This window comes from Ekhidna sp. (assembly GCF_965221965.1).
Lineage (GTDB): Bacteria > Bacteroidota > Bacteroidia > Cytophagales > Cyclobacteriaceae > Ekhidna.
The window spans coordinates 3,547,445-3,572,031 of the sequence record NZ_OZ244926.1; the positions used below are offsets into that span (position 1 = coordinate 3,547,445).

General features: G+C 43.2%; 25 protein-coding genes. 11 read left to right on the forward strand and 14 right to left on the reverse strand.

The features are described 5' to 3' along the window. Positions 1–20: 20 nt before the first annotated feature. The 7 genes from ACOQON_RS16530 to ACOQON_RS16560 form a co-directional block, all read right to left on the reverse strand. Positions 21–3,257 (reverse strand): S41 family peptidase, encoded by a 3,237-nt coding sequence (locus tag ACOQON_RS16530; protein WP_420576533.1) that lies wholly within the window; start codon positions 3,255–3,257, stop codon positions 21–23. Between the two features lie 101 nt (positions 3,258–3,358). Next, on the reverse strand, positions 3,359–4,513 hold the full coding sequence (locus ACOQON_RS16535) for an MFS transporter (RefSeq protein WP_420576534.1): 1,155 nt from the start codon (positions 4,511–4,513) through the stop codon (positions 3,359–3,361). Beyond that, positions 4,513–5,526 carry a glycosyltransferase gene (locus ACOQON_RS16540; RefSeq protein ID WP_420576535.1) on the reverse strand — a complete coding sequence of 338 codons (1,014 nt, stop codon included), beginning with the start codon at positions 5,524–5,526 and terminating at the stop codon, positions 4,513–4,515. The genes ACOQON_RS16535 and ACOQON_RS16540 overlap by 1 nt, the downstream gene beginning before the upstream one ends. Continuing rightward, positions 5,527–6,231 carry a TIGR04283 family arsenosugar biosynthesis glycosyltransferase gene (locus tag ACOQON_RS16545; RefSeq protein WP_420576536.1) on the reverse strand — a complete coding sequence of 235 codons (705 nt, stop codon included), beginning with the start codon at positions 6,229–6,231 and terminating at the stop codon, positions 5,527–5,529. Beyond that, on the reverse strand, positions 6,228–6,632 hold the full coding sequence (locus tag ACOQON_RS16550) for a VOC family protein (protein WP_420576537.1): 405 nt from the start codon (positions 6,630–6,632) through the stop codon (positions 6,228–6,230). Before ACOQON_RS16550 ends, ACOQON_RS16545 begins: the two co-directional genes overlap by 4 nt. A gap of 2 nt (positions 6,633–6,634) precedes the next feature. After that, on the reverse strand, positions 6,635–6,982 hold the full coding sequence (locus ACOQON_RS16555; protein ID WP_420576538.1) for a DUF4260 domain-containing protein: 348 nt from the start codon (positions 6,980–6,982) through the stop codon (positions 6,635–6,637). 21 nt (positions 6,983–7,003) lie between these two features. Next, positions 7,004–7,486: an SRPBCC family protein gene (locus ACOQON_RS16560; RefSeq protein WP_420576539.1), complete on the reverse strand. Its 483-nt coding sequence runs from the start codon at positions 7,484–7,486 to the stop codon at positions 7,004–7,006. Positions 7,487–7,568: 82 nt separating this feature from the next. Here ACOQON_RS16560 and ACOQON_RS16565 point away from each other — a divergent pair, with 82 nt between their 5' ends. Beyond that, positions 7,569–8,348: a carboxypeptidase-like regulatory domain-containing protein gene (locus ACOQON_RS16565; RefSeq protein WP_420576540.1), complete on the forward strand. Its 780-nt coding sequence runs from the start codon at positions 7,569–7,571 to the stop codon at positions 8,346–8,348. On the opposite strand, the gene ACOQON_RS16570 is transcribed toward ACOQON_RS16565, so the two are convergent. Continuing rightward, positions 8,345–9,418, reverse strand: coding sequence for a DUF3089 domain-containing protein (locus ACOQON_RS16570; RefSeq protein WP_420576541.1), 1,074 nt, complete (start codon positions 9,416–9,418; stop codon positions 8,345–8,347). The genes ACOQON_RS16565 and ACOQON_RS16570 overlap by 4 nt on opposite strands. A 70-nt stretch (positions 9,419–9,488) precedes the next feature. On the opposite strand from ACOQON_RS16570, the gene katG reads away from it, so the two are divergent. From katG to ACOQON_RS16590, 4 genes are all read left to right on the forward strand, one after another. Beyond that, positions 9,489–11,663 carry a catalase/peroxidase HPI gene (gene katG, locus ACOQON_RS16575; protein ID WP_420578698.1) on the forward strand — a complete coding sequence of 725 codons (2,175 nt, stop codon included), beginning with the start codon at positions 9,489–9,491 and terminating at the stop codon, positions 11,661–11,663. A 61-nt stretch (positions 11,664–11,724) separates the two neighbouring features. Next, the gene (locus tag ACOQON_RS16580) at positions 11,725–12,081 is read left to right on the forward strand and encodes an ankyrin repeat domain-containing protein (RefSeq protein ID WP_420576542.1); all 357 of its coding nucleotides are present in this window, start codon (positions 11,725–11,727) and stop codon (positions 12,079–12,081) included. Between the two features lie 27 nt (positions 12,082–12,108). Beyond that, entirely contained in the window at positions 12,109–12,624 is a 516-nt protein-coding gene (locus tag ACOQON_RS16585; RefSeq protein WP_420576543.1) for a hypothetical protein, read from the forward strand. Between the two features lie 64 nt (positions 12,625–12,688). Then, on the forward strand, positions 12,689–13,372 hold the full coding sequence (locus tag ACOQON_RS16590; protein ID WP_420576544.1) for an energy transducer TonB: 684 nt from the start codon (positions 12,689–12,691) through the stop codon (positions 13,370–13,372). 61 nt (positions 13,373–13,433) lie between these two features. Here the strand turns inward: ACOQON_RS16590 and ACOQON_RS16595 are convergent, their stop codons facing one another. Further along, positions 13,434–14,024: a LemA family protein gene (locus ACOQON_RS16595; RefSeq protein ID WP_420576545.1), complete on the reverse strand. Its 591-nt coding sequence runs from the start codon at positions 14,022–14,024 to the stop codon at positions 13,434–13,436. A gap of 27 nt (positions 14,025–14,051) precedes the next feature. Between ACOQON_RS16595 and ACOQON_RS16600 the strand changes: the two genes are divergently transcribed. The 3 genes from ACOQON_RS16600 (at position 14,052) to ACOQON_RS16610 (ending at position 16,519) form a co-directional block, all read left to right on the forward strand. Further along, positions 14,052–14,939, forward strand: coding sequence for a TPM domain-containing protein (locus ACOQON_RS16600; RefSeq protein ID WP_420576546.1), 888 nt, complete (start codon positions 14,052–14,054; stop codon positions 14,937–14,939). A 13-nt stretch (positions 14,940–14,952) separates the two neighbouring features. After that, positions 14,953–15,600 carry a TPM domain-containing protein gene (locus ACOQON_RS16605; RefSeq protein ID WP_420576547.1) on the forward strand — a complete coding sequence of 216 codons (648 nt, stop codon included), beginning with the start codon at positions 14,953–14,955 and terminating at the stop codon, positions 15,598–15,600. Positions 15,601–15,685: 85 nt separating this feature from the next. Beyond that, positions 15,686–16,519, forward strand: coding sequence for a dienelactone hydrolase family protein (locus tag ACOQON_RS16610; RefSeq protein ID WP_420576548.1), 834 nt, complete (start codon positions 15,686–15,688; stop codon positions 16,517–16,519). A 136-nt stretch (positions 16,520–16,655) separates the two neighbouring features. On the opposite strand, the gene ACOQON_RS16615 is transcribed toward ACOQON_RS16610, so the two are convergent. The 3 genes from ACOQON_RS16615 to ACOQON_RS16625 form a co-directional block, all read right to left on the reverse strand. Beyond that, positions 16,656–17,870, reverse strand: coding sequence for a WG repeat-containing protein (locus ACOQON_RS16615; protein WP_420576549.1), 1,215 nt, complete (start codon positions 17,868–17,870; stop codon positions 16,656–16,658). Between the two features lie 56 nt (positions 17,871–17,926). After that, entirely contained in the window at positions 17,927–18,094 is a 168-nt protein-coding gene (locus ACOQON_RS16620; RefSeq protein WP_420576550.1) for a hypothetical protein, read from the reverse strand. A gap of 76 nt (positions 18,095–18,170) precedes the next feature. Then, positions 18,171–19,403 carry a hypothetical protein gene (locus ACOQON_RS16625; protein ID WP_420576551.1) on the reverse strand — a complete coding sequence of 411 codons (1,233 nt, stop codon included), beginning with the start codon at positions 19,401–19,403 and terminating at the stop codon, positions 18,171–18,173. 106 nt (positions 19,404–19,509) lie between these two features. On the opposite strand from ACOQON_RS16625, the gene ACOQON_RS16630 reads away from it, so the two are divergent. Further along, a complete protein-coding gene (locus tag ACOQON_RS16630) occupies positions 19,510–20,652 on the forward strand; it encodes a PQQ-binding-like beta-propeller repeat protein (protein WP_420576552.1) in 1,143 nt (380 codons plus the stop codon). Between the two features lie 75 nt (positions 20,653–20,727). Beyond that, positions 20,728–21,249 carry a DinB family protein gene (locus ACOQON_RS16635; protein WP_420576553.1) on the forward strand — a complete coding sequence of 174 codons (522 nt, stop codon included), beginning with the start codon at positions 20,728–20,730 and terminating at the stop codon, positions 21,247–21,249. 74 nt (positions 21,250–21,323) lie between these two features. Here ACOQON_RS16635 and ACOQON_RS16640 read toward each other — a convergent pair whose 3' ends face one another. Beyond that, on the reverse strand, positions 21,324–21,464 hold the full coding sequence (locus tag ACOQON_RS16640) for a hypothetical protein (RefSeq protein ID WP_420576554.1): 141 nt from the start codon (positions 21,462–21,464) through the stop codon (positions 21,324–21,326). After that, positions 21,461–24,076: an ATP-dependent chaperone ClpB gene (gene clpB, locus ACOQON_RS16645; protein WP_420576555.1), complete on the reverse strand. Its 2,616-nt coding sequence runs from the start codon at positions 24,074–24,076 to the stop codon at positions 21,461–21,463. Before clpB ends, ACOQON_RS16640 begins: the two co-directional genes overlap by 4 nt. 283 nt (positions 24,077–24,359) lie before the next feature. Between clpB and ACOQON_RS16650 the strand changes: the two genes are divergently transcribed. Next, positions 24,360–24,584 carry a hypothetical protein gene (locus ACOQON_RS16650; protein ID WP_420576556.1) on the forward strand — a complete coding sequence of 75 codons (225 nt, stop codon included), beginning with the start codon at positions 24,360–24,362 and terminating at the stop codon, positions 24,582–24,584. Positions 24,585–24,587 lie beyond the last annotated feature (3 nt).

Here is a 24,587-nt window from a genome sequence, read left to right on the forward strand (position 1 = left end):
CCCACAGAAGTGGGCATCCTTTATCTCTTCTCTTTAACAGGTCGGGAAGGTATCCCCTGATAGTTTTCCAGTTCTTTATTTATCCATTCAATTGCGCGAAGCAATTGGGCATCTGTCCCCCGGGCTAATTCTCCCGGATTTTCTTTTACCTCTATATCCGGATCTACCCCGTACCCTTCTTTAAACCATGTTCCGTCCGGGTTGTACATCCTGAATGTTGGCACGGTCACAACTCCGCCATCAATCAATGACGGTGCGCCTGAAATGCCAATAAGCCCTCCCCAGGTTCTGGTTCCAATTAATGGCCCAAGACCTGCTTTTCTAAAGTAGTCAGGGAAGGCATCACCGCCAGATCCACTCCATCCATTAATCAGCATGGCTTTTGGTCCAAAATTGGCCACCGGAGGCCACTGCCAGGTATCCCCATCGCGCACAGCCCAGAAGGCCAGTGGTTTCCGATCCAGCATTTCAATGAAACGATCCGGAATTTGTCCTCCACTGTTAAACCGCTCATCGATAATCAATCCATCTTTATGGTATTGAGCGGTAAACTGTCGAATCAACTCGTTTTGACCATCTATTCCCGTACTTCTTACATAGACATACCCAACTCTCCCATTGGTCTTCTCATCCACTAGTTTCCGATTGTTTTCTATCCACTCAAGGTGTCTTAGCCTGGATTCGCTATTAAGTGTTTCTACCAGCTGGGTTCTGGATCCACTCAGCGAAGGCGTGTTGTTCAATGTCAATTCTACGGTTTCTCCGGCCATCCCCTGAAAGGCCATATTAGGATCTTTGGTAATATCTACCGGTACCCCATTCACAGCCAGGATATAATCTCCAACGTTGATATTCACTCCCGGAGCATCCAACGGAGAAACTACCTCGGCATCCCACGGTGCTCCTCTTACAATCCTCTTTATTCTGTACGCGCCATTTTCTTTTGCCCAATCTACTCCCAGATAGCCGACATTAACATTAGGTGTGTTTTCTAAATCTCCACCTCCACGGTAGGTATGTGAGGCATTTAGCTCACCAATCATTTCTCCCAAAACATAGTTGACATCCCAGCGTGTAACGCACTGACTTATCAGCTTTCCGTACTGTTTCTTGATTGCATTCCAATCCAATCCGTGCATGTCTTTGTCGTAGAAATAGTCACGCTGAAACCTCCAGGAATCAGCGAAGATTTGCTGCCATTCTGCCATCGGATCAACCTCCATTTGCATATTAGACAGGTCAATGGTTTTATCCATTTTTTGACCTTCAGCTATGTCAAGGATGGCGTGTTGTCCCCTGTTAGCAACTGCTACTTTCTTTCCATCTGCGGAAACTTCTATCCCTCCATTGATCGAACCGATGATCGTCTTTACCTCTCTTTCTTCTATGTCATAATACTTGACATCTGAAGAATTTTCGGGTGAGCCGGTGTATGGAAATTGCATAAATACCACTTTGCCTGAAACAGCCTCGAGAGCTCCATAATTTCCCGGACCTACAGGGAGTAAAACGATCCTTTCTTCGAACCCAGCCAGATCTATTTTCACAGACTCGTCCGCATCTCCATCCTTCTTTTTGTCCTTTTTATTTTCATCATCAGATGCCTTTTCCTCGCTCACTTCCACTTCATCATTCTTTGGCTTCAATGGACTATCTGTTGATTTGGTTAGAGGAACAGCCGCAATCATTGTACTATTTGGGTAGATGAATGTGTTGTCAAGTGATGAGTAAGCAGGGCTAATATTCCTGTTCGTAAGGAAAAACAAGTACTTATTATCCGGATCAAATGTTGGCGAAAAATCATTGTAATAGCCACTTGTCATTTTTTGACTCGTCTTGGTTGCGGTATTGAACAAATAAATCGATGTATTCCTGTTTGCGTTTTCCTGAGTGAATGCAATCCACTTACTATCAGATGACCAGGAAAAAGTATAGTTGTTCAGCCCACCATGAAACAGGTATCTACCCTCACCAATCTTTATTGTTTGCTTGGTATTGAGATCAAAGTATTGGAAGGCCATGGTCTGATCTACAAAAGCAATTTTTTTGCTATCAGGAGACCAAAACATAGCATACCTGAATCCAGACGAATAGTTTGAAACGATCTGTGAAGTCCCATTTTCCGTATTGTGAATTTTTAGTTGATATTCTCCGGTTTCGTCTGTCCAATATGCGATTTTTTTTCCATCCGGAGACCATGAAGGAGTGCGATCGTAAGCACCACTTGTGCGTGTAAGGTTTCTGGTGATTCCATCTTCTGCAGGAACAGTGAACACATCGCCCCTGGCGGAAATAATGAGGCGTTTTCCATCAGGAGAAATATCAAACCATCCAAGGTTTTCGCTTGCGTCAACCCGTTTTACAGCGAGCGAAGTTTGGTCTGTAATGACATTCACTTCAACCTCTCTGGATTCCTGATTCGACAGATTCATGAGGTATAGTTTACCTTCATTTTCATACACGATCTCACTTGGTCCAAGCGAAGGATAATGAATATCGTATTCGGTGTAATTGGTGATTTGGGTTTTCGCTCCTGCCCCAATGTCATAAGACCAAATATTGTATCTGCTATTTGGGCCATCATCTGATAAGTAATAAATTTTATTCCCTGACCACATTGGGAATTCATCACTTGATGGATTGTTTGTGATGTTTTCTGACGTATTTGTGGCTAAGTCGTACGTCCAGATGTCTGGTGCCCATCCTCCTTTGTATCTTTTCCATGTACGATTGATTCTTGACTTAAAGTTAAATGCGAGCTTGCTGCCATCTGGTGAATAAGAAGCCAACGAACCATAAGGAGGAGCCAGTTTAGTCGGTAATCCTCCATCCATTCCAACTTCAAAAAGCTGACTAAACCTTTGCCTACCACTTTCTCGCGACGATGAAAACAAAACTTTGTCGCCGGCAGGATTCCAATCAATGACCATGTCTGCATCTCCATGTGATGTCAGTCGCTTTGGGAGACCGCCAGTATTGGGAATAACATATACATCCCAGTTTCCATTATAATTAGCTGTAAAAGCAATTTTGGATCCGTCAGGAGAAAATTTTGGAAATTTCTCCTCTCCGCTTGGAGAGCTAAGTTTGTAGGCCGTTCCTCCATTTTTTGAAACGAGCCATATGTCTCCGGCATAAACAAAAGCAATTTGGCTGTCTGAGACATCCGGATCTCGTAACATCCGAGCGCTAATTTGTGCTGAAATATCACAGGCCAAAAAGAAGGCTGCTGCTAGTAAGATGAGGTGTTTTTTCATTTTTTATAGGGTTGATATGTAATCAAGTTACTAACAATAGCTCCTAATCAAAAAAAGGTTACACCTCTAAATGGTGTTCTTGGTTTTTTTGAATCATCCCTTCATTTCTTTGTTTTGAGAGATGCCAAACCAAAAACAGGACCGAGAGCGAGTATTAAATAAGCATAGGTCGGGAATTTATCAACCAAGTAATTGAGCAATTGAATACTCACAATCGTGATTGAAAATCCAATACATGTCACGATAGTCAGCGCCGTGCCTTTGAGTTCGGGTTTTGCATTTTTTGCCACCAGGGAAGAAAAAAGTGGCGAGTCTGCAATGACCGCAAGTCCCCAGATGACAAGAAGCCCAATGAAAATAAGTTCTGGAGCAAAAAAGACAATCGGACTTAATAGACAGCAAATCCCTGAGATGAAAAGGGATGATGCTGCGACCTTTTTCTCTCCTAACCACTCAGACAGATAGCCTCCTGCAATACAGGAGATCGCACCTCCTCCAATGATCAGAAATGACAGGAGAGAAACATTTATTTCTACACTGCGAAGATTTTCATATAAAACCAACATAGCCGGGACAAACGCCCAGAAGGCATAGAGCTCCCACATATGTCCAAAATATCCGAAAGCCGCAGCTTTGAATGGTCGACTCTCGAAGACTTTCATAGCCGCTTTTAGCTTCAGCTTTGCTCCTTGTTTTCGGAAAGGTCCGTTCGGAACAAAAACCAGTATCAACAACCCTCCGGTCACAGCAAGGGTGGATGTAGCATAGATCACTACGGTCCAGTCATAAGAAAGGTCTATGCTGGCCAGCAGATGAGGCAGAGCTGTTCCCAATACCAGGGCACCTACCAAAAACCCAAGTGCTTTCCCTAGGCCTTTTTCGAAATAATCTGCCGCAATTTTCATCCCGACCGGATAAATACCCGCCAGAAAAAAGCCTGTGAAAAATCGTAGGGCCAGGAGCTGTGAAAAAGAAACATCCCAAACAATCAGTCCATTGAAGATCGACCCCAAACAGGCACTAACAAAGAAAACCCGGGACGGCTGGAAGCGATCCGCTATCGTAAGCATAGCATAAACGAGCGTTCCGATAATGAAGCCAAGCTGAACCGCGGAAGTGATGTATCCTAAATCTGTATCGAGCAAGTTAAGCTTAACAATCAGTCCCGGCATCACAGCATTCCCGGCAAACCAAAGTGAGGTGCAGAAAAATTGCGCAACTACTATGATTGAAAGGATATAAGCTCGTTGCTGCATCAGGCGAAAAACCAAAAGTCTTCAACGGGTTTCTTCCCCCACTTCTCCAGCTGATTTCGTATTTCTACTTTTTCTTCAGGGGAGGTGACTACAATCAAGATTTGAGGTTTTTCAATTTCCGGAACGCTCTCCTGATGCTTGATGGTAATGCCGTAGACGTCCTTCCCTACTTTCCTTCTATTGTCGCACACCCAATGAAAAGTGTTCTCTTCTTCAAAAAGAAGCTTGGCCAAATCTTTTCCATTGCGTCCTGCGCCCCAAAGCAACAGCGGCCGGGATCGATCCCGGTCTATCTGATAAAAGTACCGAAGTTTCATTTCGAAGTAGCGATTGTCCTTGTACTCCTCCCATGTCCGCGAAATACGATCTGACCGATCCCGCCAGTAGTGAAGCACTTTATCTATTCCATGTACTTTCAATCCCTTTTTGTAAAAACGAAAGCACAGGTCGTAATCTTCCGGATAGACTTCCGGGTTAAATGCGTTCACCGCATCAAAATCTTCTTTATGAATGATCCAGCAATGAGATGGAATGACACATTCCTGGTAGATTTCCTGATAATGCTTTTCCTCCCGAGCTACTTCATTTAGCCACTCTTCATATCTGCGAAAACCATCACCTATCTCCCCTTTATCCACGAAGTGCTGCGTACCTCCTGCTACAATATGACCCTTGCCATGCTTCAACCATTCTGTGACTAATACTTCGATCTTATCATCCGGCATGTAATCATCTGAGTCCATTCGGTTGATCAGTTCCCCTTTAGCCTGGGCATATCCTTCTTTCAGTGCGGGTATCAGCTTATGTCTGCGACTATGCACCACTTTGATCCGGTCGTCTTTTTCCGCATACCAGTTCAGGATGTCCGGCGTTCGGTCAGAAGAGTGGTCATTAATGGCAATCAACTCCCAGTTTTTATATGTCTGCCGAACAATCGAGTCCATGCACTTAGGCAGATAGGGTGCGGTATCTTTTGCCGCCATGATGATTGATACAAGAGGTTGCTGGTCCATCTAATTCGTTAGGTTTTTGTTCCAGTATTTCTCGGCGTATGGAGAAACCGGAATCCCTAAATTAAAACGAATGAACATATTCAGGTCAAACCAGGCCACCTTAAAAAAACCATGTTCAAGAAATCGACGTGCAGAAGTCCGAATGCCGGGGCGAAGAAGTGCTAATCTGCCTACCTTTCTCAGCCTCTTGCATAAAAAAGCTGTTTCCATCAATGCTTCTTCCGGAACTCCACTAATTTGATTAAATACCTCCCTGCTAACAAAGACCGCCTGATCGCCATAATACACTTTGCTAAAACGGTACCGGATCCGATTAAGGATGGCCAGTGTCCATAATTTCCAATCAGGATTTTCAAATGAAAACTCAAAAGCCCCACCTACTACTTCGGTACTTTTCAATTCTTGTCGAATGAGCGTATCGAAGCGCTTAGGCAGTAAAGTATCTGCATCCAGAAATAAGAGAACGTCACCGGAAGATTGATCAGCACCGTAGTTCATACTTGCATACTTTTGAAAAAGCAGGTCCGGCCTTATTATGCTTTTTACCTCCAGGTCTTCAATGCTTTTGATCGTTCCATCCGTACTTCCTGCATCTACGACAATTAGCTCCAGGTTGGTTTTGCCTTCGACCATCTTTAAGGTATGTAAGATGGTTTGCCTCAGATATTTTTCTTCATTGAGTGTTGGAATGATAATCGAAATCACGCTTCACTGATCTCAAAAAGATGACCATCAGGATCACGGAAAAAAGCCCGTATCTCATACCCCCAGTCCACCGGAGGAGTAAGAAACTCAGCCCCTCTTTCTTTTAGGGTTTCGTAACATCCCATGCAATCCTTTACACGAATAGTGAAGGAATGACTTATATCGTTGGGGTTTTTTGGTGACACAAATTGTGTGTTCGGCTTGTCTTTGGTTTCGCCTCCTTGTGTTACTAGCAGAATCCAGTTTCCCAAAAATTGTAAGACGCATGAGTCTCCACCATACTCACGATAGACCTCTGCTCCTAAAATATGTTGATAGAACTCTTTGGATTTCTTCATGTCAGAAACGACCAAAATAGTCGTCAGTGCCATATCTTCTGTAGGGAAGGGTGCTTTTGCCATGATTACAGGTTTCCTAAATGTGTATGTTTAAAGTTATCATTAAACTTCAACCCGTACCCGAATATCCGGTCCATACTGGAATGCCCAAATAAGATGATCCCTGCCAGCATGATCTCTTCAGAAATGGCTGCCCATCCAAATACCAGGAGCAAAATGGCTATGCCTTTATGATGAAAAATATTATAGGTGAGTGCCCCCACTTTTGTGTTTATCAGATAGCCCAACATGCCAATGTCAGGAGCCAGAATCAACAGCAAGAATACCCACCAGGCATAATCGAGCAAGCTAAATAGGTAGATAGAAAGAAGGAACATGGCCAATTCCTCTACTTTGAGCAGATTTTTCATCATTCAGGAAATTATTCCTGAAAGTTAGCTTTTCCCGAACTTCTCTTCCAGCACCTTTACCCGGTATTCGAAAATTCCTTTCAATTGTCTCTTAACAAAATGCGCTTGTGCTATGGACCCTAGAAAACCAAATGGAATCTTGTAAGACACTTTATCAGTCATCATAATCCCCTTTTCATTCTCTTCAAAGTGATGCTCATGATGCCACATGCTGTAGGGGCCGAAACGTTGCTCATCCACAAAAAACTTTCCTTCCTCCACATGGGTAATCTCAGTGACCCAGCTGGTCTTTATCCCTGGTAATGGGGACACTTTGTAGCTAATTATCTGCCCGGGATACATCTTTTGCGGCTCACCAGAAGTGATTTTGAAACCCATATGATCGGGTGTGATTCGCTCCAGATTCTTCGGTGATGAAAAAAATTCCCAGGCCTCAGACAACTTTATCGGCAGCTGCTGCATTACTGTTAATGTATAGATGCCGGAATGTTTTTTGATTTCAATCATGGAGAATTAACCCGCTTTTACTCAAAATGTTAAATAATCCTAAATCAAAATTTTGCGTGAAAGAAAATCAGATATTTGAGTCGTGAAAACGTTCCTGGTCATATCGCTTTTGTGTCTTTGTGCTATTGCGAGTGCTCAGCGAACATACGTCTATGGTGTCGTTCGTGATAGCCTTAGTGGTGATGAAATGATCGGTGCACACATCCGTAATATTGATGCCGGCAGTCTCACTTCTACAAATCAGGATGGTAAATTCAAAATGCCTGCACAGATTGGAGATACGCTGGTATTTTCAAGTGTCGGCCATAAAACGCTATTCTGGATCGCTGACTCAAGCTGGTTTGAAAATGAAGAAATTGAGTTCCTGCTCCCCGTCAACACAATCTACCTGGATGAAGTAGTAGTGGGTAAGCTGCCCCGATACGATCGATTTAAAGAGATGATCATGGAGGAGCAGCCCAAAGACACCACCTTCAAGGTTTTTGGTGTGCCACAAGTGGTCATGGATCCTTATCCGCAAATGGAAAAGAATGAATACCTCAATCCTGCCTTTGTGTTCTTCCACCCGGTCTCTGCCATGCACCATTCTTTCAGCAAAAAGGAAAAAGAAAAGCGAAAGATGCAGCAAATCAGAAAAAACAAACATATCACCTCCAGAGCTTATCAAAAATTCACAAGGGAATGGGTGGCCGAAAACACCAAACTCGAAGGAGATAAGCTTACAAGTTTCATCGCATACTGTGACTTTTCTGTGGATTACCTGGCCAGTGCCACACTATTCGATATCCAGCAGCGAATGATGGCATTATTGCCTGATTTTCTGGAAGAGTACGTAGAGAAAGATGAATATGAAGAGGGCTAATCCTCCTTATTTTCCTCGAGATACGCCTCCACTCGCTCCGCTACATTTTCCCTGATATTCATATAAAACAGGTTATAATCCACGATGTGATATCGCTTCCAGTTCATCAAAAACTTCCAAAAGTATCTGGGTTTATTCACCCACAACATTCCATCTTTGTTCTGAGCATCCGTAAGCCCCGGTCGAATTTTTTTGAAATTCTTAAGCACCCCTCCTCGGTTGGCACCCCATGAAACATAGGTTGTATCGGTATTCCAGCTCAAAGGGTTTATGCTCAGTGCATCCTCATACCAAATATCATGTTGCGGTGGGTAATAATCCCTGGCATAGGTGTTCCATGTAATCCAGCAGCCCGTTTCGGTTGGGTCTTTGCAGACAGGGATGTATGAAAATGTGCCTTTATCAAGTGGCATTCCAATGATGTATGCTGCAACCAATTGATTCATCAGAGCCCTACTTTCAAAAAATTCACGCAGCAGTTTCACCGCATGATTCGTCCCCTGGCTATGAGAAGCGATGATAATAGGTCGTCCGTTGTTCCAGTTTTCCAGGTAATACTCAAACGCTCTTTTGACATCCGTATAGGCAAATTCCAATGCCTCTACTTTCAGAGGTAAATTGTCCGCATAATACACGCCAATGTGAGCCTGACGATAAAGTGGCGCGTACACCTTCGCTGAAGCATTGAAAACACTCGCCTGATTCTTAATCGTAGATGTGGCAATATCCCTATTCAACTTTTCATCATTTACATCCGCAAACCAGGGGTGTTCCTTGTCTTGCTTTTTCGTGTAAATGGTTGGATAAATAAAAAATACATCCACCTCTGCACTGTCCTGGTATTCCTTCAATTCCCCTCTTCCAGGCACCTCATCAGCCATGTCCTCAACCTCCGGGTGAGCAATCCAATATTTCATTTGGGCATAATCCGGTGCGGGAGGCACCATCTCCAAATCATCGCGATCATATTTGGATTTAAACTTCTTCTGGATTTGTGCTAGAGCATTTAGTGAGATAAGAATTATCAATAGACCACCAAACATTTTAGCATATGTATAGCTTATAGACATATAAAAATTATAAATAATACAAATAATAGATTTACAATAGTTAAAGTATTAAACCTTTTCGAATATGACTATGGACTCAAAAACAATTAGTAACGGAATAAGTAAATGTCCCTTTCACGGAGGCAATACATCTTCCGGTACCACCGATAAACATTGGTGGCCAAATTCCCTCAATCTGGATATACTCAGCCAGCACGATTCCAAAACGAATCCTTATGATGAAGACTTTGATTACAGAGAGGCAGTTAAAGAATTAGACTTTGATGCGATCAAAGCAGACATGCATGCATTGATGACAGACAGCCAGGATTGGTGGCCGGCTGACTGGGGTCATTACGGAGGGTTTATGATTCGAATGGCCTGGCATGCAGCAGGTACCTATCGAATTTCTGATGGAAGAGGTGGTGCAGGAACCGGAAACCAGCGGTTTTCTCCACTAAACTCCTGGCCGGATAATGCCAGCCTGGATAAAGCCAGACGACTGTTATGGCCAATTAAAAAGAAATACGGTAATAAAGTCAGCTGGGCAGACCTTTTCATTTTGGCCGGAAATGCGGCTTATGAAACGATGGGGCTAAAAACATTTGGATTTTCTTTCGGAAGGCCGGACATCTGGCACCCGGAAAAAGATATTTACTGGGGAGCTGAAAAAGAATTCCTGGCACCAAGTGAGGAACGATATGAAAATCTGGATGATCCTTCCACACTGGAAAACCCATTGGCTGCTGTTCACATGGGGCTTATCTACGTAAACCCTGAAGGGGTAAACGGAAAGCCTGATCCACTAAAGACTGCTGCTCAGGTAAGAGAGACTTTCAAGCGAATGGCCATGAACGATGAGGAAACAGTTGCTTTGACGGCTGGCGGGCACACCGTTGGTAAAGCGCACGGAAACGGAGATGCCAATAAGCTTGGGCCTGAACCGGAAGGAGCTGCCATTGAAGAACAAGGTTTCGGCTGGAAAAATGATCAAAACGGTGGATTAGGCCGTCATTCCGTGACCAGTGGTCTGGAAGGTGCCTGGACTTCTGAACCAACTAAATGGGACAATGGATACTTCAAAATGCTTTTTGAGCATGAGTGGGAGCTAAAGAAAAGCCCTGCAGGTGCGTATCAGTGGATGCCAAAAGACATTAAAGAGGAAGACATGCCGGCAGACGTTGAAGATCCATCCATCAGAACCATGCCTATGATGACTGATGCAGATATGGCTATGCGGGAGGACCCGATCTATCGTGAGATATCCTTAAAGTTTAAAGATGACCAGGAATACTTCTCAGAAACATTTGCACGAGCCTGGTTTAAGCTTACGCATAGAGACATGGGACCAAAGACCCGATACATTGGACCGGAAGTTCCTAAAGAAGATTTGATCTGGCAAGATCCAATTGAGCCGGGAAACGCATCTTACGATGTAGATGCCCTGAAAGCCAAAATCGCAGATTCCGGCATCTCAATAGGTGACATGGTAGCCACTGCATGGGACAGTGCCAGAACATTCAGAGGATCCGATATGCGAGGTGGAGCAAACGGAGCAAGGATCAGATTAGCCCCACAAAAAGACTGGGAAGGAAATGAACCGGACCGACTTTCTAAAGTGCTGTCTAAATTGGAGCCGCTAGCCAAGGATTTTAATGCCAGCATTGCAGACGTGATTGTTCTGGCAGGAAATGTAGGCGTAGAGAAAGCTGTTAAAGCTGCAGGATTCAATATGGCAGTTCCATTCGCTCCCGGAAGAGGGGATGCCACTCAGGAGATGACAGATGTAGAAGCATTTGAACCGCTTGAGCGTGTGGCCGATGGTTTCAGAAACTACCAAAAGAAAGCATATGCAGCCTCTGCTGAAGAAATGATGTTGGATCATGCTCAGTTACTCGGGCTAACTGCTCCGGAAATGACCGTATTAGTAGGAGGTATGCGCGTTTTGGGAGCCAATTATGGCGGGTCAAAAGACGGTGTATTCACTGACAAAGTTGGATCATTGACCAATGACTTCTTTGTGAACCTGACAGACATGGCTTACAAATGGGAACCAAAAGGGTCGAACCTTTACGAAGGTAAAAACAGAAAAACGGGAGAAGTTGTCTACACGGCAACCAGAGCAGACCTGGTCTTTGGTTCCAATTCCATCCTTAGAGCATACGCCGAGTTTTATGCACAGGATGATAATAAGGAAAAGTTTGTGAAGGATTTCATAGCAGCCTGGACAAAAGTGATGAATGCGGATCGATTCGATTTGGATTAATATTTTAATACTTTGAAAAAGTAAAGGGCTCAACAAGCTTTGAGCCCTTTCTTTAACATTTATGGAACTAGCACAGCTTATGTATGCCGGAAATCTTGAACAGATTAAACGTCTGATCCAAGAAAGACCGGATATAGTAAACAAGCCTGATGAAAGAGGCTTCACTCCTCTGGTCATGGCTACTTACCTAAATAAAATAGCTATTGCCGAGCTTCTGCTGGAACATGGTGCGGATATCAATGCGCAGGATGCCTCCGGCAATACCGCCCTGATGGGTGTCGCATTCAAGGGCTATGCTGATATTGCTCAAATGCTGATTAATCGGGGAGCAGATACTTCTGTTGTGAACAACGCAGGAGAAACGGCGATGGATTTTGCTATCACACACCAACAATCAGAAATTCAGCGTATCTTGTAAGGAGCAATAGCCATCAGCAAATGATCTATGCTTCATTGCATTCACATACAAGGAAAAGAAGCCCCTCCCTTCTGCTTCAGAGATAAAACAGCACAAAATTTTAAGTCGCTCATTCAATCTCTTTCCGAAGGGTCTTCACTTGTCATTTCTTCTTTGTACCGCACCGATGTAATCTATTCGGCAAACAGGGATTTATCCGAAAATATCTTCAAGCTCTGGTCACTTCAGGAAAAGTCCTTTGATTCTTCACGACTTACCACAGTCAGCGGAAGAGACCATGTACTCGAGCTGTTTTTCACCTCCCTTGTGACCTTTAGCAGTGCTGGCAAATGGTATGAGGCGTATCTCGATGAATTCCGGCACGCCTGTTCGATGGATCGCAACAATCCTATTTTAAAAGATTTAAAACTCTGCGAGCAATTCCTTCAGGAATCACATCAGACTGTAGCGCGACCGATGGCCGGAGCAAATAAGGAAGACTTGCTCCCCCAAAAAGAGGTTTTTGAAGATCTCGTCAAACACATCAATGACTTTCTGAATTAATTCAGGCATGATTCATGCTTTTTATTTCGATCTAACGATTGAAAACCTAATAAACACTTGAATTATGGAATTAAAGAAAAACAAAAAGTATGATCTGGAGCATAGAAGACCTGTGTTCTTTGGAATCGGAATGATTGTTGCCCTCTCATTAACCATTGTTGCTTTTGAGTGGAAGTCTCCGGTGGATTCGGTGTTAGATGCTGATCCCCCCATAGAAGAGCCGTGGTTCATCATGGAAGAGCCAAAAGTGACCAAACACGATATTCCTGAAATGCCCAAACCTAAGGTTGAAAAACAGGTGGTCTCAGCAGCATCAGAAATCAAAGAAGTGAAAGAACTTACGAAAGCTGTGGAAATTGATGACCCGATTATTGAGGATGAAATTGAGGATTTAATCACAGGTGAAACACAAGCAATTGAAGTCGTACCTGATGCACCTTTTGAGAGAGTAGAAGATATGCCTGAATTTCCGGGTGGAGATGCTGCATTGTTAACGTTTATTGCAGAAAACATCAAATACCCGAAAGCTGCTCAACGTATTGGGGTTGAGGGGAGAGTAACACTTTCATTCGTTATAGATGAACAAGGAGCTATAACCAACATTGAGGTATTAAAAGGTATTGGTGCAGGATGTGATGAAGAAGCCGTTCGTGTATTGAAATTACTTCCGAACTATAGTCCGGGTAAGCAAAGAGGTGTGCCGGTCAAAGTAAGAATGAGGATTCCGGTAAACTTTACACTTCAATAAGGAATACATATTAAATCGTCCCACCACTCAAAGTGGTGGGACGATTTTGTCTCACTAAGCATTAAAACTGTACAGTCGGAGCATCTTCTGCTCCTTCAGAAGCCTCATATAGTGGCTTCCTTTCAAACCCGAACATCCCGGCAAGCATGGTGTTCGGAAACTTCCTTATGTACGTATTGTAGGTCTTTGTTTTTTCATTGTAGCGTGTCCTCGCCACAGAAATACGATTTTCTGTTCCCTCCAGCTGGGCCTGCAATTCCAGGAAATTCTGATTTGATTTCAAGTCAGGATATCGTTCCACCGTAACCAACAATCTGGAAAGAGCAGAATTCAATTGACCCTGTGCATTAGCAAAATTTTGCAGCGCTTCTTCATTGAGGTTGGATGGATCTATCTGAATGCTGGATGCCTTTGCACGAGCTTCTGTGACCTGGGTCAACACCTCACGTTCCTGCTCAGCAAAACCTTTCACCGTATTCACCAGGTTTGGAATAAGATCATATCTCCGCTGATATTGAGTCTCAACATTGGCCCACTCGGTATTCACTTCTTCATCCAGTGATACCATGCTGTTGTACTTCCCTGCGAAGAAATTGTACCCCAGAAAAACAACAACGACAATGATCAGTATGGTGATTAATCGCTTATTCATGTTTATTTATTTATTTTCATCGAAGATATGAAATCATACCTTAAATCAATAGTTCTATTGCTGATCGGTATTAACTCCATCAGCCCATCCATCGCTCAAGATTCGCAGGATGTCCCAAAGCTTGAGACTCGTGTTACGGATTTAGCCAACTTGCTGTCTACTTCAGAAGAATCATTTCTTACCCGTCAGTTAGAGGACTTGGAAAACCGTAAGGAAAGTCAACTCGCAATTCTAACGGTAAACAGCACCAAACCGGAAACCATCGAACAATACTCGATTAGAGTAGTGGATCAATGGAAACTTGGACGCGGTGATGTAGATGATGGAGTCTTATTGATAGTTGCAAAAAATGATCGGAAAGTAAGAATAGAGGTTGGTTATGGACTTGAAGGAGCAATTCCTGACGCATATGCCAAGCGGATCATTAACAATATCATCGTACCTCACTTCAGAGATGGCGACTATTATTTGGGAATTGAAGAAGGGATGGAGGCTATAATCGGACTAATAGATGGTGAGGAGTTGCCAGAAGTTAAACCAACGACCACAGCCAAAAATGATAAAACCATTGGTCTGCTTTTCTTTATTGGAATTGTTGTTTTGATATTTATTGTCGTAATAGTCAAAGTAGCTCTCGCCAATAAGTTGGGAAATTTAAAGAGCAATTTGATTGTGATCTCTATTGTATTTCTGGTGGTTTGGCTGGTGGTAAACTTCATCTCTGCAGTTTTTGCATCCTTTTTTGCTCTGATCTTCCTTAATGGCAGAGGCTCAGGAGGTGGTAGACGCGGAGGTGGATACTATGGCGGATATGTTGGTGGCTCCTCCTGGGGCGGAGGAGGAGGCTTCAGTGGAGGCGGCTTCTCCGGTGGAGGCGGAGGTTTTGGCGGGGGCGGTGCTTCCGGCGGATGGTAAAATATTTGAACAAATGAAAAAATACATATTTACAAAAGAGGAAAAGCACCGGGTAAAAGAGGCTGTGGAAGCACTCGAAAAAGAATCCTGTGGAGAAATCGTGCCCTTCTTTACCAGACAGAGCGATGACTATTCCGAAGTATCCTGGCACCTGGCGGCAATTCTTGGGATAGCAGGTTTAGCAATCATAGCCATGCTTTCTTATACCTGGCTGCTTCCAGCTCTTTCCTTTTTAGAAGCATTTGTGGTGATTCTCGTACTTATGATTCTTGGATACTTTCTGCCTGTATTATTTCCGGTTATCAAGCGAGTATTCATTTCGGATGAACGGGCAATGGAGATGATCTCATTGCGAGCTAAGGAAGCATTCCTTAATGAAAAAGTATATGATACAAAGGAGCGAGTTGGGATATTGATCTACATAAGCAGACTTGAGCATGTTGTTCTGGTAATGGGGGATGAAGGAATCAATGCGAAGGTGAAGAAAGACGACTGGGAAAAGGTGGTTTCATTAATAACAGATGGACTGAAGCGTAGACAAATCGGTGATGGATTAGTGAATGGAATCAACCACTGTAAGGAGCTGCTACTCCATCATGGGTTTGTTAGGAAAGACTCTGATACGAACGAGTTGTCTGATGAGTTAAGAATCAAAGAGTAGCAAGAAAGCTTTAGCTCACCATTTTTCGGAACAGTACATCGTTCTTTCCTGTTTACCTTTATACTAAACTTAAAAACCTAAAAAGATGAAATTCAAACTGCTTTATGGAATGTTGCTCGGTGCATTTTTGATTGGATGTACCAGCACCGAAAAAGAATCTGATAGTGATGCACCGGAAGAAATGCCTGTCAAGGTAATAGGGAAAGTGACATCATACGCCACGGACTCTACAACAATGATCGGATACCTGGCACTAGACGTTAATGACTCCTCTAAGCGCCCTGGAATTTTGGTTGTTCACGAGTGGTGGGGGCACAACGAATACTCCAGAAAGAGAGCAGATATGCTGGCCGAGCTGGGCTATGTAGCACTTGCAGTAGATATGTATGGAGAAGGTAAGCAAGCAGCTCACCCTGATGAAGCCGGTGAATTTGCAGGTATGGTCATGGGGAATTTTGATGACGCAAAAGCACGATTTGATGCCGCACTGGAAACATTGAAAAATCACCCGAATGTGGACGATGAAAAAATCGGTGCGATCGGTTACTGCTTTGGTGGGTCTGTCGTTCTCAGCATGGCTAACTCAGGCTATGATCTGGATGCCGTCGCTTCCTTTCACGGAGGATTAGGTCTACCTGTCATGCCGGACTCTGGGGCAGTAAAAGCCAGAGTTTTTGTGGCCAACGGGGCAGATGACCAGTTCGTACCAGAACAACAGATCGAAGATTTCAAAGCTGCCATGGATGCAGCCGGAGCAAACTATGAGTTTGTCAATTATGAGGGTGCTGTTCATAGCTTTACCAGCAAAGCTGCAGATTCTATTGCGGCCAAGTTTGAAATGCCTCTGGCATATAATGCCAAAGCTGATAGTGCCAGCTGGGAAAAAATGAAGGAATTATTTAAGGAAGCTTTTAAATAAGTTTCCGTTAGAAAACTGTTCTAAAAGATTTTGACATCCTGAACTTGTTTCAGGATTTATTTGGCCTTCAACTAAATACCGATAGATTCTGAAATAAATTCAGAATGACACCCCCGCTTTTTTAGAACAGTTTTTTTTATTTCCAAACATGAATGTTTCCTGCCTCATCCACCATAATTTTTTGATACTCCACAGGCACCACTACTTCAAACTCTTTGTCAATCACGCCTAGCTTCCATGACTTTTTGCTCTTGATAAGCGCATACTTTCCCACAAAATCACTTACCCAGAATTTCTTTACTGCTCCTAAATTCCCGATGTGAGTGCCACGAGAGCTGAAGTGATCACTTAGCTCATGGAAGCTCCCACTCAGGTCTGCCATAGCAACAGGCACCACCACTTTCCCTGATTTGTCAATAAACCCAAATCTTCCATCCTTCTCCACTAACGCCCATTTAGAGTCCTCCCTGTCGAAATAGCTAATCCGATCATAAATCGGAGGGACTACCTCATCCCCTGTTTTATCAATAAAACCATAAAGCCCATTTTTCCGGACCAATGCCAAATGAGAAGCCCCTTTGCTTCCAAAATTGTAGATGCGTTCATACTTGGGTGATATGACTTCCTTGCCGGTGCGATCAATCAATCCGTAAAGTCCATTCCTTTCCACTCGCGCCCAATGACTGGCTATCGTGCCAAAAGATGATACAGACGTATACTTGGGCGCAATGATCTCTTTGCCACTTCTGTCGATAAAGCCTTCCAGTCCATTTTTCTCCACCTTCGCCCAATCCGCTCCAATGGAGCCAAAACTTCCTATCCGAGTGTATGTCGTCGGCACAATTTCTTTCCCACTCCGATCAATGAAACCGTACAAGCCGTCTTTTTCTACTCGCGCCCATGCTACTCCATAGGATCCATAAGAATTGATGTCACTGTAAATGCAGGGTACCACCTCAGTTCCCGACCGATCGATGAAGCCGTAGAGTCCATTCTTTAGCACCAGGGCCCAGTTTACATTCTTATCTCCGAATTCATAGATTCGATCATACACCGGTTTTACTACAATCGCCCCCGCACGATCGATGTAGCCATACCTGCCATTTTTTTGAACTTTTGCCCAATTCAGACCCGAATGGCCAAAAGAATAAATCTTTTCATATTCCAGCGGCAGAACTTCCTTGCCTTGTCTGTCGATTAGACCGTAGCGATTTTCCTTTCGGACAACAGCTAAACTGCTGTGACCATGTTCACCATAGCTAGCGATGTAATCGTATCTGGAATCTTCCTGAGCCCCGGAAGCAAAGGGCTTCAAAAGAAGTAAAATAAAAAAAGCCTGAAGTACCTTCATAATATGGGATCTTTCAGGCTAATGACAATGTGTGAATAAAATGGTTTCTGTATCTGCTAACTCCCGCAACCGACACACTCAATCTCTGAGTTCATTGGTCGGGTGCCGTTCAGCTTCATTTTCAGGTTGTGAATTTTGTCTTTAATCTCCATGTCGTTAAACATATCTCCGGTGAGACTGGACTCTAACTCTTTGATTTGGGATTGGATTTCTTCTGTAGTCATGACGTATTTGTTACGGGTAATCGATAAATAAATTTAAGAGAATTTTCCAGAATATCGTTCCCGGACCAGTGGAAATTTATTCATTGAATGGATACCAATCATTTACCTTCAACTTTTCATTATGTTCATCTTTCAATTCAAAAGCCGTAACCTCAGGCAGTCCGTTGAAAATAAATTTGATGACTTTCAGTTGTCCAATTTCTTCTTCATAGCTTAACTCGAAAGGTTGATTGCTCCCTACTTCCACAGCTAACATTTTGCTCTGACATGAGATTTTTACCTGATGCGGCAGTGTTAAGTCAGTGGACAAATTGGATAAATCGTTAAGCTTTCCCGTCATTCTTTTTTCTGCACATGCAAGTGTGGCAACTCCGTAGCATCCCGGTTGAGTGATCGGAATCCGAATGTTCCCACCACTTCCCTTTATCAGCACTTCGTAAATAAGGCACAGTGGCCCTTCTGGCATAGGAGACATTTCAACATTAGCGACAAGGTAAAAATGATCTCCCGATAATTGGCCTAATGATGAATTGGACAGGGTAAATGCTGAATAAACGTCCTCGGACTTGTCAGTAGCCTTCTTGAGAACCTCGTCATGGATGGCCAATTTATCTGAATAAATAAAATCGATGCTATCCACATATTGCGGATGTGTGTCCATACCCGAATCCATTATCAGTGCATGCCATCCTTTGGTGGTCACATGCACAAATTCCTGTGCCAATACTTGTTTCTTGAAAATCAGCTTGGCCTGATGGTAATCAGGATAATAATAGGTGCCCGTATAAAAGTGTCTTTCCGGGTTTAGCATTGTTCTTTCGTACGGGTTCCATGAGAGCTCAATCTCCACACCGGGGTTCAAGACAGAATAATTAAATCCTATGGTGGCCGGCACTCCATCATAAATCAAAACCTCCGGATCAAGCTTCACCTCACCTGTTGCTTTATCTGTTGAAGTCAAAAGAATGATAGTCGCGAATCCTAAAACCAGGATCCCCATGATGAACAACAAGGTACGGTTGCTTTGTTTTTTCAAATGTGGCTTAGATGATTTGGCGTTCTTATATGCATGCCAGCCTGAATATCCCAGAACCTGCGCAAGTGCATCCAGTGTTTTGATCTGAGGCACTCCCTGATACTTATCCATCCAAAGTCTCCGCAAAGTGGAGGTACTCAGATCCGTTTTTGTTCTTTCAAGGATTACTTCATGCAGGTATTCATAGTCTCGCTCCATGAGGTTAGCGGGATCAAGGTTGAGCTCTTTCTCAATTTGTTCTCTGCAACGCGCTATGTAATCCTTGTCGGACATTTCCTGAATTATACTGCCAAGGTTTTACCAAGGTTTTGAAAAGCCAAGTAAATCAATGTTTACACGACTTCATATAGGCTTGTAAAACAAACTAAAAAGTGGACTAATGAAACGAATCACATTAATGCTTACGGCAGTGTGTCTCATGGGGATTATTGCTGCCCAGGAACTTCAATCAAACTGGGAGTTCAAGACCACAGGGAGGGTGCTGGCAACACCATTAATTAACAACGAAAACATCTTCGTTGGCGATGAGAACGGGGTGTTCTTTTGCCTGGATTTGGCTTCAGGTACAGAGAAATGGCGGATGGAGACTAGGGGAAATATTCAGGCAAAAGCCACATGGGTTGAGGGCAATATATTTTTTGAGTCAGCAAATGTTTTCTACCTGGTCGATGCAAAAAATGGAAATCTGATTTGGAAGCTGGATTCTGGGATGAATCCATTCATTTTTAAATACCAGGATCATGAATGGCCGTACAAAATCGACCCTTTTGATGATAAGCGATCCATTGCTACCTATGACGATGGTTTAATTTATGTAGGGTGTGGAAATGGTAAAGTTTATGCTATTGATGCCTCCGGTGGTGTAGTGCAAAAAACCTATCCCACAGACAAAAATGCTCCTGTCAGGTCATCTCCATTCGTTTATCAAAACCGTCTCTACTTTGGTGACTGGTATGGAATGGTTTATTGCTATTCACTAGATAGCAATGAGCTGATTTGGAAAAAGAAAACCTACCGGGGTGAGAAGCCTTATGGCACGTTTGGAGGGGTAGTCTCAGAGTTTATTCAATATGAAGGCCTGCTATTTTTTGGAGCCAGAAATTATATGCTCAACGTACTGGACATCAAAACTGGTGAAAAAGAATGGACCTACACTGATGCGAAGAAAGGCTGGGTAATTGGTGACCCGGTTATTTATAGTGATACACTTTATATCGGAGGATCTGACAATTATTCCATGTTGGCATTTGATCCCGTGATTGGCCGACCGATTTGGTCTCAAAATGGTGGAAAAAACATTTACACCAAGCCTGTAGTGACGGAAGATTGGCTGATCTATACAGCTGGAAATGGGTATGACCCGAATGATAATGGTGTCCTATTCCTACTAAATCGCTCGAATGGAGAGGTTATTGATCAGTATGAACTGCCAATGGGTTCCTTCTCATCACCTGCTCTCCAGAACAATCAGGTCATTTTTGGCTGTTATGATGGTAATATCTATTCAGTAAAAATTGAATAAAGTTTACTGCTTTAAATAAATACGTGAGGGATTTAGGATGCATTCCTGTTATTTGACAAAAATAACATGACTCCTATGAAAAAGAATGTATGCCTAATCCTTCTATCAGTTACTGTAAGCTTTTGCTTTGCTCAAACCAGCATAGAAACGCTGGTGGCTGATTATGAACGAGCCAAAGCTATGTCTTTGGAATATGTAGATGCCATGCCAGCTGATAAGTTTGGCTACAAACCATCAGATGAGGTCAGGACCTATGCTGAACAATTTCTACATGCATCGCAGGGAACCATCGGGCTGGTGAGTAATGGTACCGGGGCTGATAGAATATATGCCAATGCGAATCTGGAAAAAGATCCCAAACTACAATCGAAGGAAGAGGTGAAGCGGATGGTCACAGAAAGCTTTGATTTTGCGATAGCGTCCATCAAAAACATGGATGAAAGCACATTCGGGGAAATTGTGGAAAGGGGTCCTTTTAAAATCACCCGTTTAGCGTGGATTCAAAAAGCGCATGAACATGTGTCACATCACAGAGGGCAGGCGGCTGTTTATTTACGAATGAATGGCATTGCACCGCCTCAGTACAAACTGTTTTAAATAAAAAAGTCGTCCCACCACTCGATGTGGTCGGACGACTGATTTTTAAGAAAGGACCGGCTTAATGCCAGTCATTATTCCTCTTCCTCCTCAATGATTTCCTGTTTCACGTCATCAATTGATTTGAACTCCTGATTGTAGGTGTTATGAAAAGCGATCATCACACCTATGATCATCACCCAAAAGAAGCGACGTATTATTTTCCAGATCCTCACTCAATTTCCACCTTATCCAGGTTCAGAAATTCAATCGTTCCCTTATCACTGAGTGTTACTCCAATCACCGAGTCCTTCTCGATATTGCCGGCAAGAATTTCTTTTGATAATTCATTCAAAATTTCTCGCTGCAACACTCGTTTCAATGGCCTGGCTCCAAACTGTGGATCGAATCCAATCTTTCCGAGATGCTTCAACACCTTGTCATCAGCTTCAATCTTAATTCCATTCTCCTCCAACCTTTTCTGGATCAGCTTAAACTGAATGCCAACTATTTTCTGAAGGTCATCCTTGCTCAGTGGTCGGAACATAATCGTTTCGTCCACGCGGTTAAGGAACTCAGGCCTCACGGACTTTTTCAGTAGTTCAAATACCTGATTCTTCGTTTCCTCAATCACCGGCTCAGGATTTTTGTCATCCAGCTTCTCAAAGTTTTCCTGGATCAACCCTGAACCAATATTGGTTGTCATAATAATGATCGTATTCTTGAAGTTCGCTACACGTCCCTTGTTATCCGTCAATCGACCATCATCCAACACCTGTAGCAGAATATTGAAAACGTCAGGATGTGCTTTCTCAATCTCATCAAGCAAGATTACACTGTATGGCTTTCTCCGAACTGCCTCTGTCAATTGACCTCCCTCATCATATCCTACATATCCCGGAGGCGCACCAATTAATCGACTCACTGCATGACGCTCCTGGTACTCAGACATATCAATCCGAACCATCGAATTCTCATCATTGAATAGATATTCAGCCAATGCTTTTGCCAACTCTGTCTTACCCACTCCCGTGGTTCCAAGGAAAATGAACGAACCAATCGGGCGCTTCGGATCATGCAATCCGGCCCTGCTTCTTCTGACCGCATCAGATACGGCCTGAATGGCTTCAGACTGTCCTGCTACTCTTTTCCCGAGCTCCTCTTCCAAATGGATCAACTTCTCCCGATCACTTTGCAGCATTTTAGAAACAGGAATACCCGTCCACTTGGCCACTACTTCGGCAATATCTTCTGCATCTACTTCCTCTTTCAGTAGGGACTTTTCTCCCTGCATCTCCTGAAGCTGTTGCTGGTACTCAGCTAGTTTTTTCTCAGCCTCAACAATCTTTCCGTATCTGATCTCAGCCACTTTATTGTACTCACCTGCTCGCTCAGCTTGCTCTGCCTCTGTTTTATATCTTTCAATGTTCTCCTTCTCTTCACGTAAGCCCTGAATCACTGATTTCTCATTATCCCATTTTGCTTTGAGCTCTCCGCGTTCAGATTCAAGATCAGCAATATCTTTATTCAACTGCTTTTCTTTCTCTTTATTTTTTTCCCTTCGAATAGCTTCTCGCTCAATTTCCAACTGCATAATGCGCCGATTGAGCTCATCCAACTCTTCAGGTAAGGAATCAATTTCAATGCGTAGCTTGGAGGCTGCCTCGTCCATCAGGTCAATGGCCTTATCCGGAAGAAATCGATCCGCGATGTATCGATGGGAGAGTTCCACAGCTGCTATCACCGCATCATCTTTCACCCTTACACCGTGGTGTACTTCGTATTTATCCTTGATTCCACGAAGGATGGAAATAGCGTCAGACACACTCGGCTCATCCACCGTAATAGCCTGGAATCGTCTCTCAAGGGCTTTATCCTTTTCAATGTATTTCTGGTACTCCTGGAGAGTAGTGGCTCCAATAGCATGAAGCTCTCCTCGAGCCAACGCAGGTTTTAAAAGGTTAGCTGCATCCATTGCACCTTCTCCCCCTCCACCAGCTCCAATTAGCGTATGAATCTCATCGATAAAAAGGATGATCTCTCCGTCACTGTCAGTTACTTCTTTTATTACCGCTTTTAGTCGCTCTTCAAACTCTCCTTTGTATTTGGCTCCTGCAACTAACAGTCCCATATCCAAGGAGATAATGGTTTTTGACTTCAGGTTCTCCGGCACATCGCCATCTACGATTCGTTGAGCCATTCCTTCAACAATAGCTGTTTTTCCAACACCTGGCTCACCAAGCAGAATTGGGTTGTTTTTTGTCCTTCTCGCCAAAATCTGAAGCACTCTTCTGATTTCTTCATCCCGACCAATTACCGGATCAATTTTTCCTTTTTTGGCCATCTCATTCAAATTTTTGGAATATCGCTCAAGTGACCGATACTTAGACTCGGCATTTTGATCCGTTACCTTATCTCCTCCTCGCAATTCCTTAATAGCCGATATCAGTTGCTTTTCCTGAAAGCCAGCATCTTTTAAAATATGGGCTGGCTTATCAGAGCCGGCCAAAACTCCCAAGATGATGTGCTCTACCGCCACATACTCATCGCCGAAATCTTTTATATATTTCTCTGCCTTTTGAAGTGCTTTTGCTGCATCGTTTGACAAGTATGGTTGTCCACCTGAAACCTTCGGATAACCTTGCATCAACTCATCAAGTGGTGCCTCAATCATTTGCTTTGAAGCACCCAATTTCTTTAAAAGAAAAGATATCAGGTTCTCATCCGACATCAATATGGCTCGAAGTAGATGTCCGGTCTCAATTACTTGTTGTCCTCCGCCAGAAGCAATTTCAGTCGCTTTTTGTAATGCTTCCTGCGCTTTGATTGTATAATTATTAAAGTTCATTTGTATACTGATTCTTGTACGATCAGAAGATGTCAAATGCTATTCCAAAGAAATTTTTGGACTATTTCAAGACAAGATGGCAGAGGCAAGGCGGGTTTTTATCGGAAATTAAGACAACTAGTCAGTCCGAAATAATCAAAAATGAATCGTAAAATGATAAACTTTTCTTTGGGATATTTTCACTAAATAGGGTTTTTCGTTTGTTTATGAGTGATATACTCCTAATTTTAAGGTTGAATTTAAAACCTGACCAAAAATGAAAAAAGTACTATTACTATTAGCTATGGTTGCATTCCTAGGTGCATGCACATCATCATCTTCATCATCAGACTCTGAATCAGAAGACGCAGTTGAAGAAGCTGGCGAAGCTGCTGAAGAAGCAATGGATGATATGGAAGATGCTGCTGATAATGTAGCAGACTCAGTTGATGCTGCTGTTGAAGAAATGGGAGCAGAAGTTGATTCTCTTGCTGCTGAAGCAGAAGAGGCTGCTGATGACATGGAATAATTC

Bases quoted from the DNA above. Each gene is read 5' to 3' on its own strand.
- ACOQON_RS16530 (WP_420576533.1), bottom strand. From the start codon at position 3,257: ATGAAAAAACACCTCATCTTACTAGCAGCAGCCTTCTTTTTGGCCTGT.
- ACOQON_RS16535 (WP_420576534.1), bottom strand. From the start codon at position 4,513: ATGCAGCAACGAGCTTATATCCTTTCAATCATAGTAGTTGCGCAATTT.
- ACOQON_RS16540 (WP_420576535.1), bottom strand. From the start codon at position 5,526: ATGGACCAGCAACCTCTTGTATCAATCATCATGGCGGCAAAAGATACC.
- ACOQON_RS16550 (WP_420576537.1), bottom strand. From the start codon at position 6,632: ATGGCAAAAGCACCCTTCCCTACAGAAGATATGGCACTGACGACTATT.
- ACOQON_RS16555 (WP_420576538.1), bottom strand. From the start codon at position 6,982: ATGATGAAAAATCTGCTCAAAGTAGAGGAATTGGCCATGTTCCTTCTT.
- ACOQON_RS16560 (WP_420576539.1), bottom strand. From the start codon at position 7,486: ATGATTGAAATCAAAAAACATTCCGGCATCTATACATTAACAGTAATG.
- ACOQON_RS16570 (WP_420576541.1), bottom strand. From the start codon at position 9,418: ATGTCTATAAGCTATACATATGCTAAAATGTTTGGTGGTCTATTGATA.
- katG (WP_420578698.1), top strand. From the start codon at position 9,489: ATGGACTCAAAAACAATTAGTAACGGAATAAGTAAATGTCCCTTTCAC.
- ACOQON_RS16580 (WP_420576542.1), top strand. From the start codon at position 11,725: ATGGAACTAGCACAGCTTATGTATGCCGGAAATCTTGAACAGATTAAA.
- ACOQON_RS16585 (WP_420576543.1), top strand. From the start codon at position 12,109: ATGCTTCATTGCATTCACATACAAGGAAAAGAAGCCCCTCCCTTCTGC.
- ACOQON_RS16590 (WP_420576544.1), top strand. From the start codon at position 12,689: ATGGAATTAAAGAAAAACAAAAAGTATGATCTGGAGCATAGAAGACCT.
- ACOQON_RS16595 (WP_420576545.1), bottom strand. From the start codon at position 14,024: ATGAATAAGCGATTAATCACCATACTGATCATTGTCGTTGTTGTTTTT.
- ACOQON_RS16600 (WP_420576546.1), top strand. From the start codon at position 14,052: ATGAAATCATACCTTAAATCAATAGTTCTATTGCTGATCGGTATTAAC.
- ACOQON_RS16605 (WP_420576547.1), top strand. From the start codon at position 14,953: ATGAAAAAATACATATTTACAAAAGAGGAAAAGCACCGGGTAAAAGAG.
- ACOQON_RS16610 (WP_420576548.1), top strand. From the start codon at position 15,686: ATGAAATTCAAACTGCTTTATGGAATGTTGCTCGGTGCATTTTTGATT.
- ACOQON_RS16615 (WP_420576549.1), bottom strand. From the start codon at position 17,870: ATGAAGGTACTTCAGGCTTTTTTTATTTTACTTCTTTTGAAGCCCTTT.
- ACOQON_RS16620 (WP_420576550.1), bottom strand. From the start codon at position 18,094: ATGACTACAGAAGAAATCCAATCCCAAATCAAAGAGTTAGAGTCCAGT.
- ACOQON_RS16625 (WP_420576551.1), bottom strand. From the start codon at position 19,403: ATGTCCGACAAGGATTACATAGCGCGTTGCAGAGAACAAATTGAGAAA.
- ACOQON_RS16630 (WP_420576552.1), top strand. From the start codon at position 19,510: ATGAAACGAATCACATTAATGCTTACGGCAGTGTGTCTCATGGGGATT.
- ACOQON_RS16635 (WP_420576553.1), top strand. From the start codon at position 20,728: ATGAAAAAGAATGTATGCCTAATCCTTCTATCAGTTACTGTAAGCTTT.
- clpB (WP_420576555.1), bottom strand. From the start codon at position 24,076: ATGAACTTTAATAATTATACAATCAAAGCGCAGGAAGCATTACAAAAA.
- ACOQON_RS16650 (WP_420576556.1), top strand. From the start codon at position 24,360: ATGGTTGCATTCCTAGGTGCATGCACATCATCATCTTCATCATCAGAC.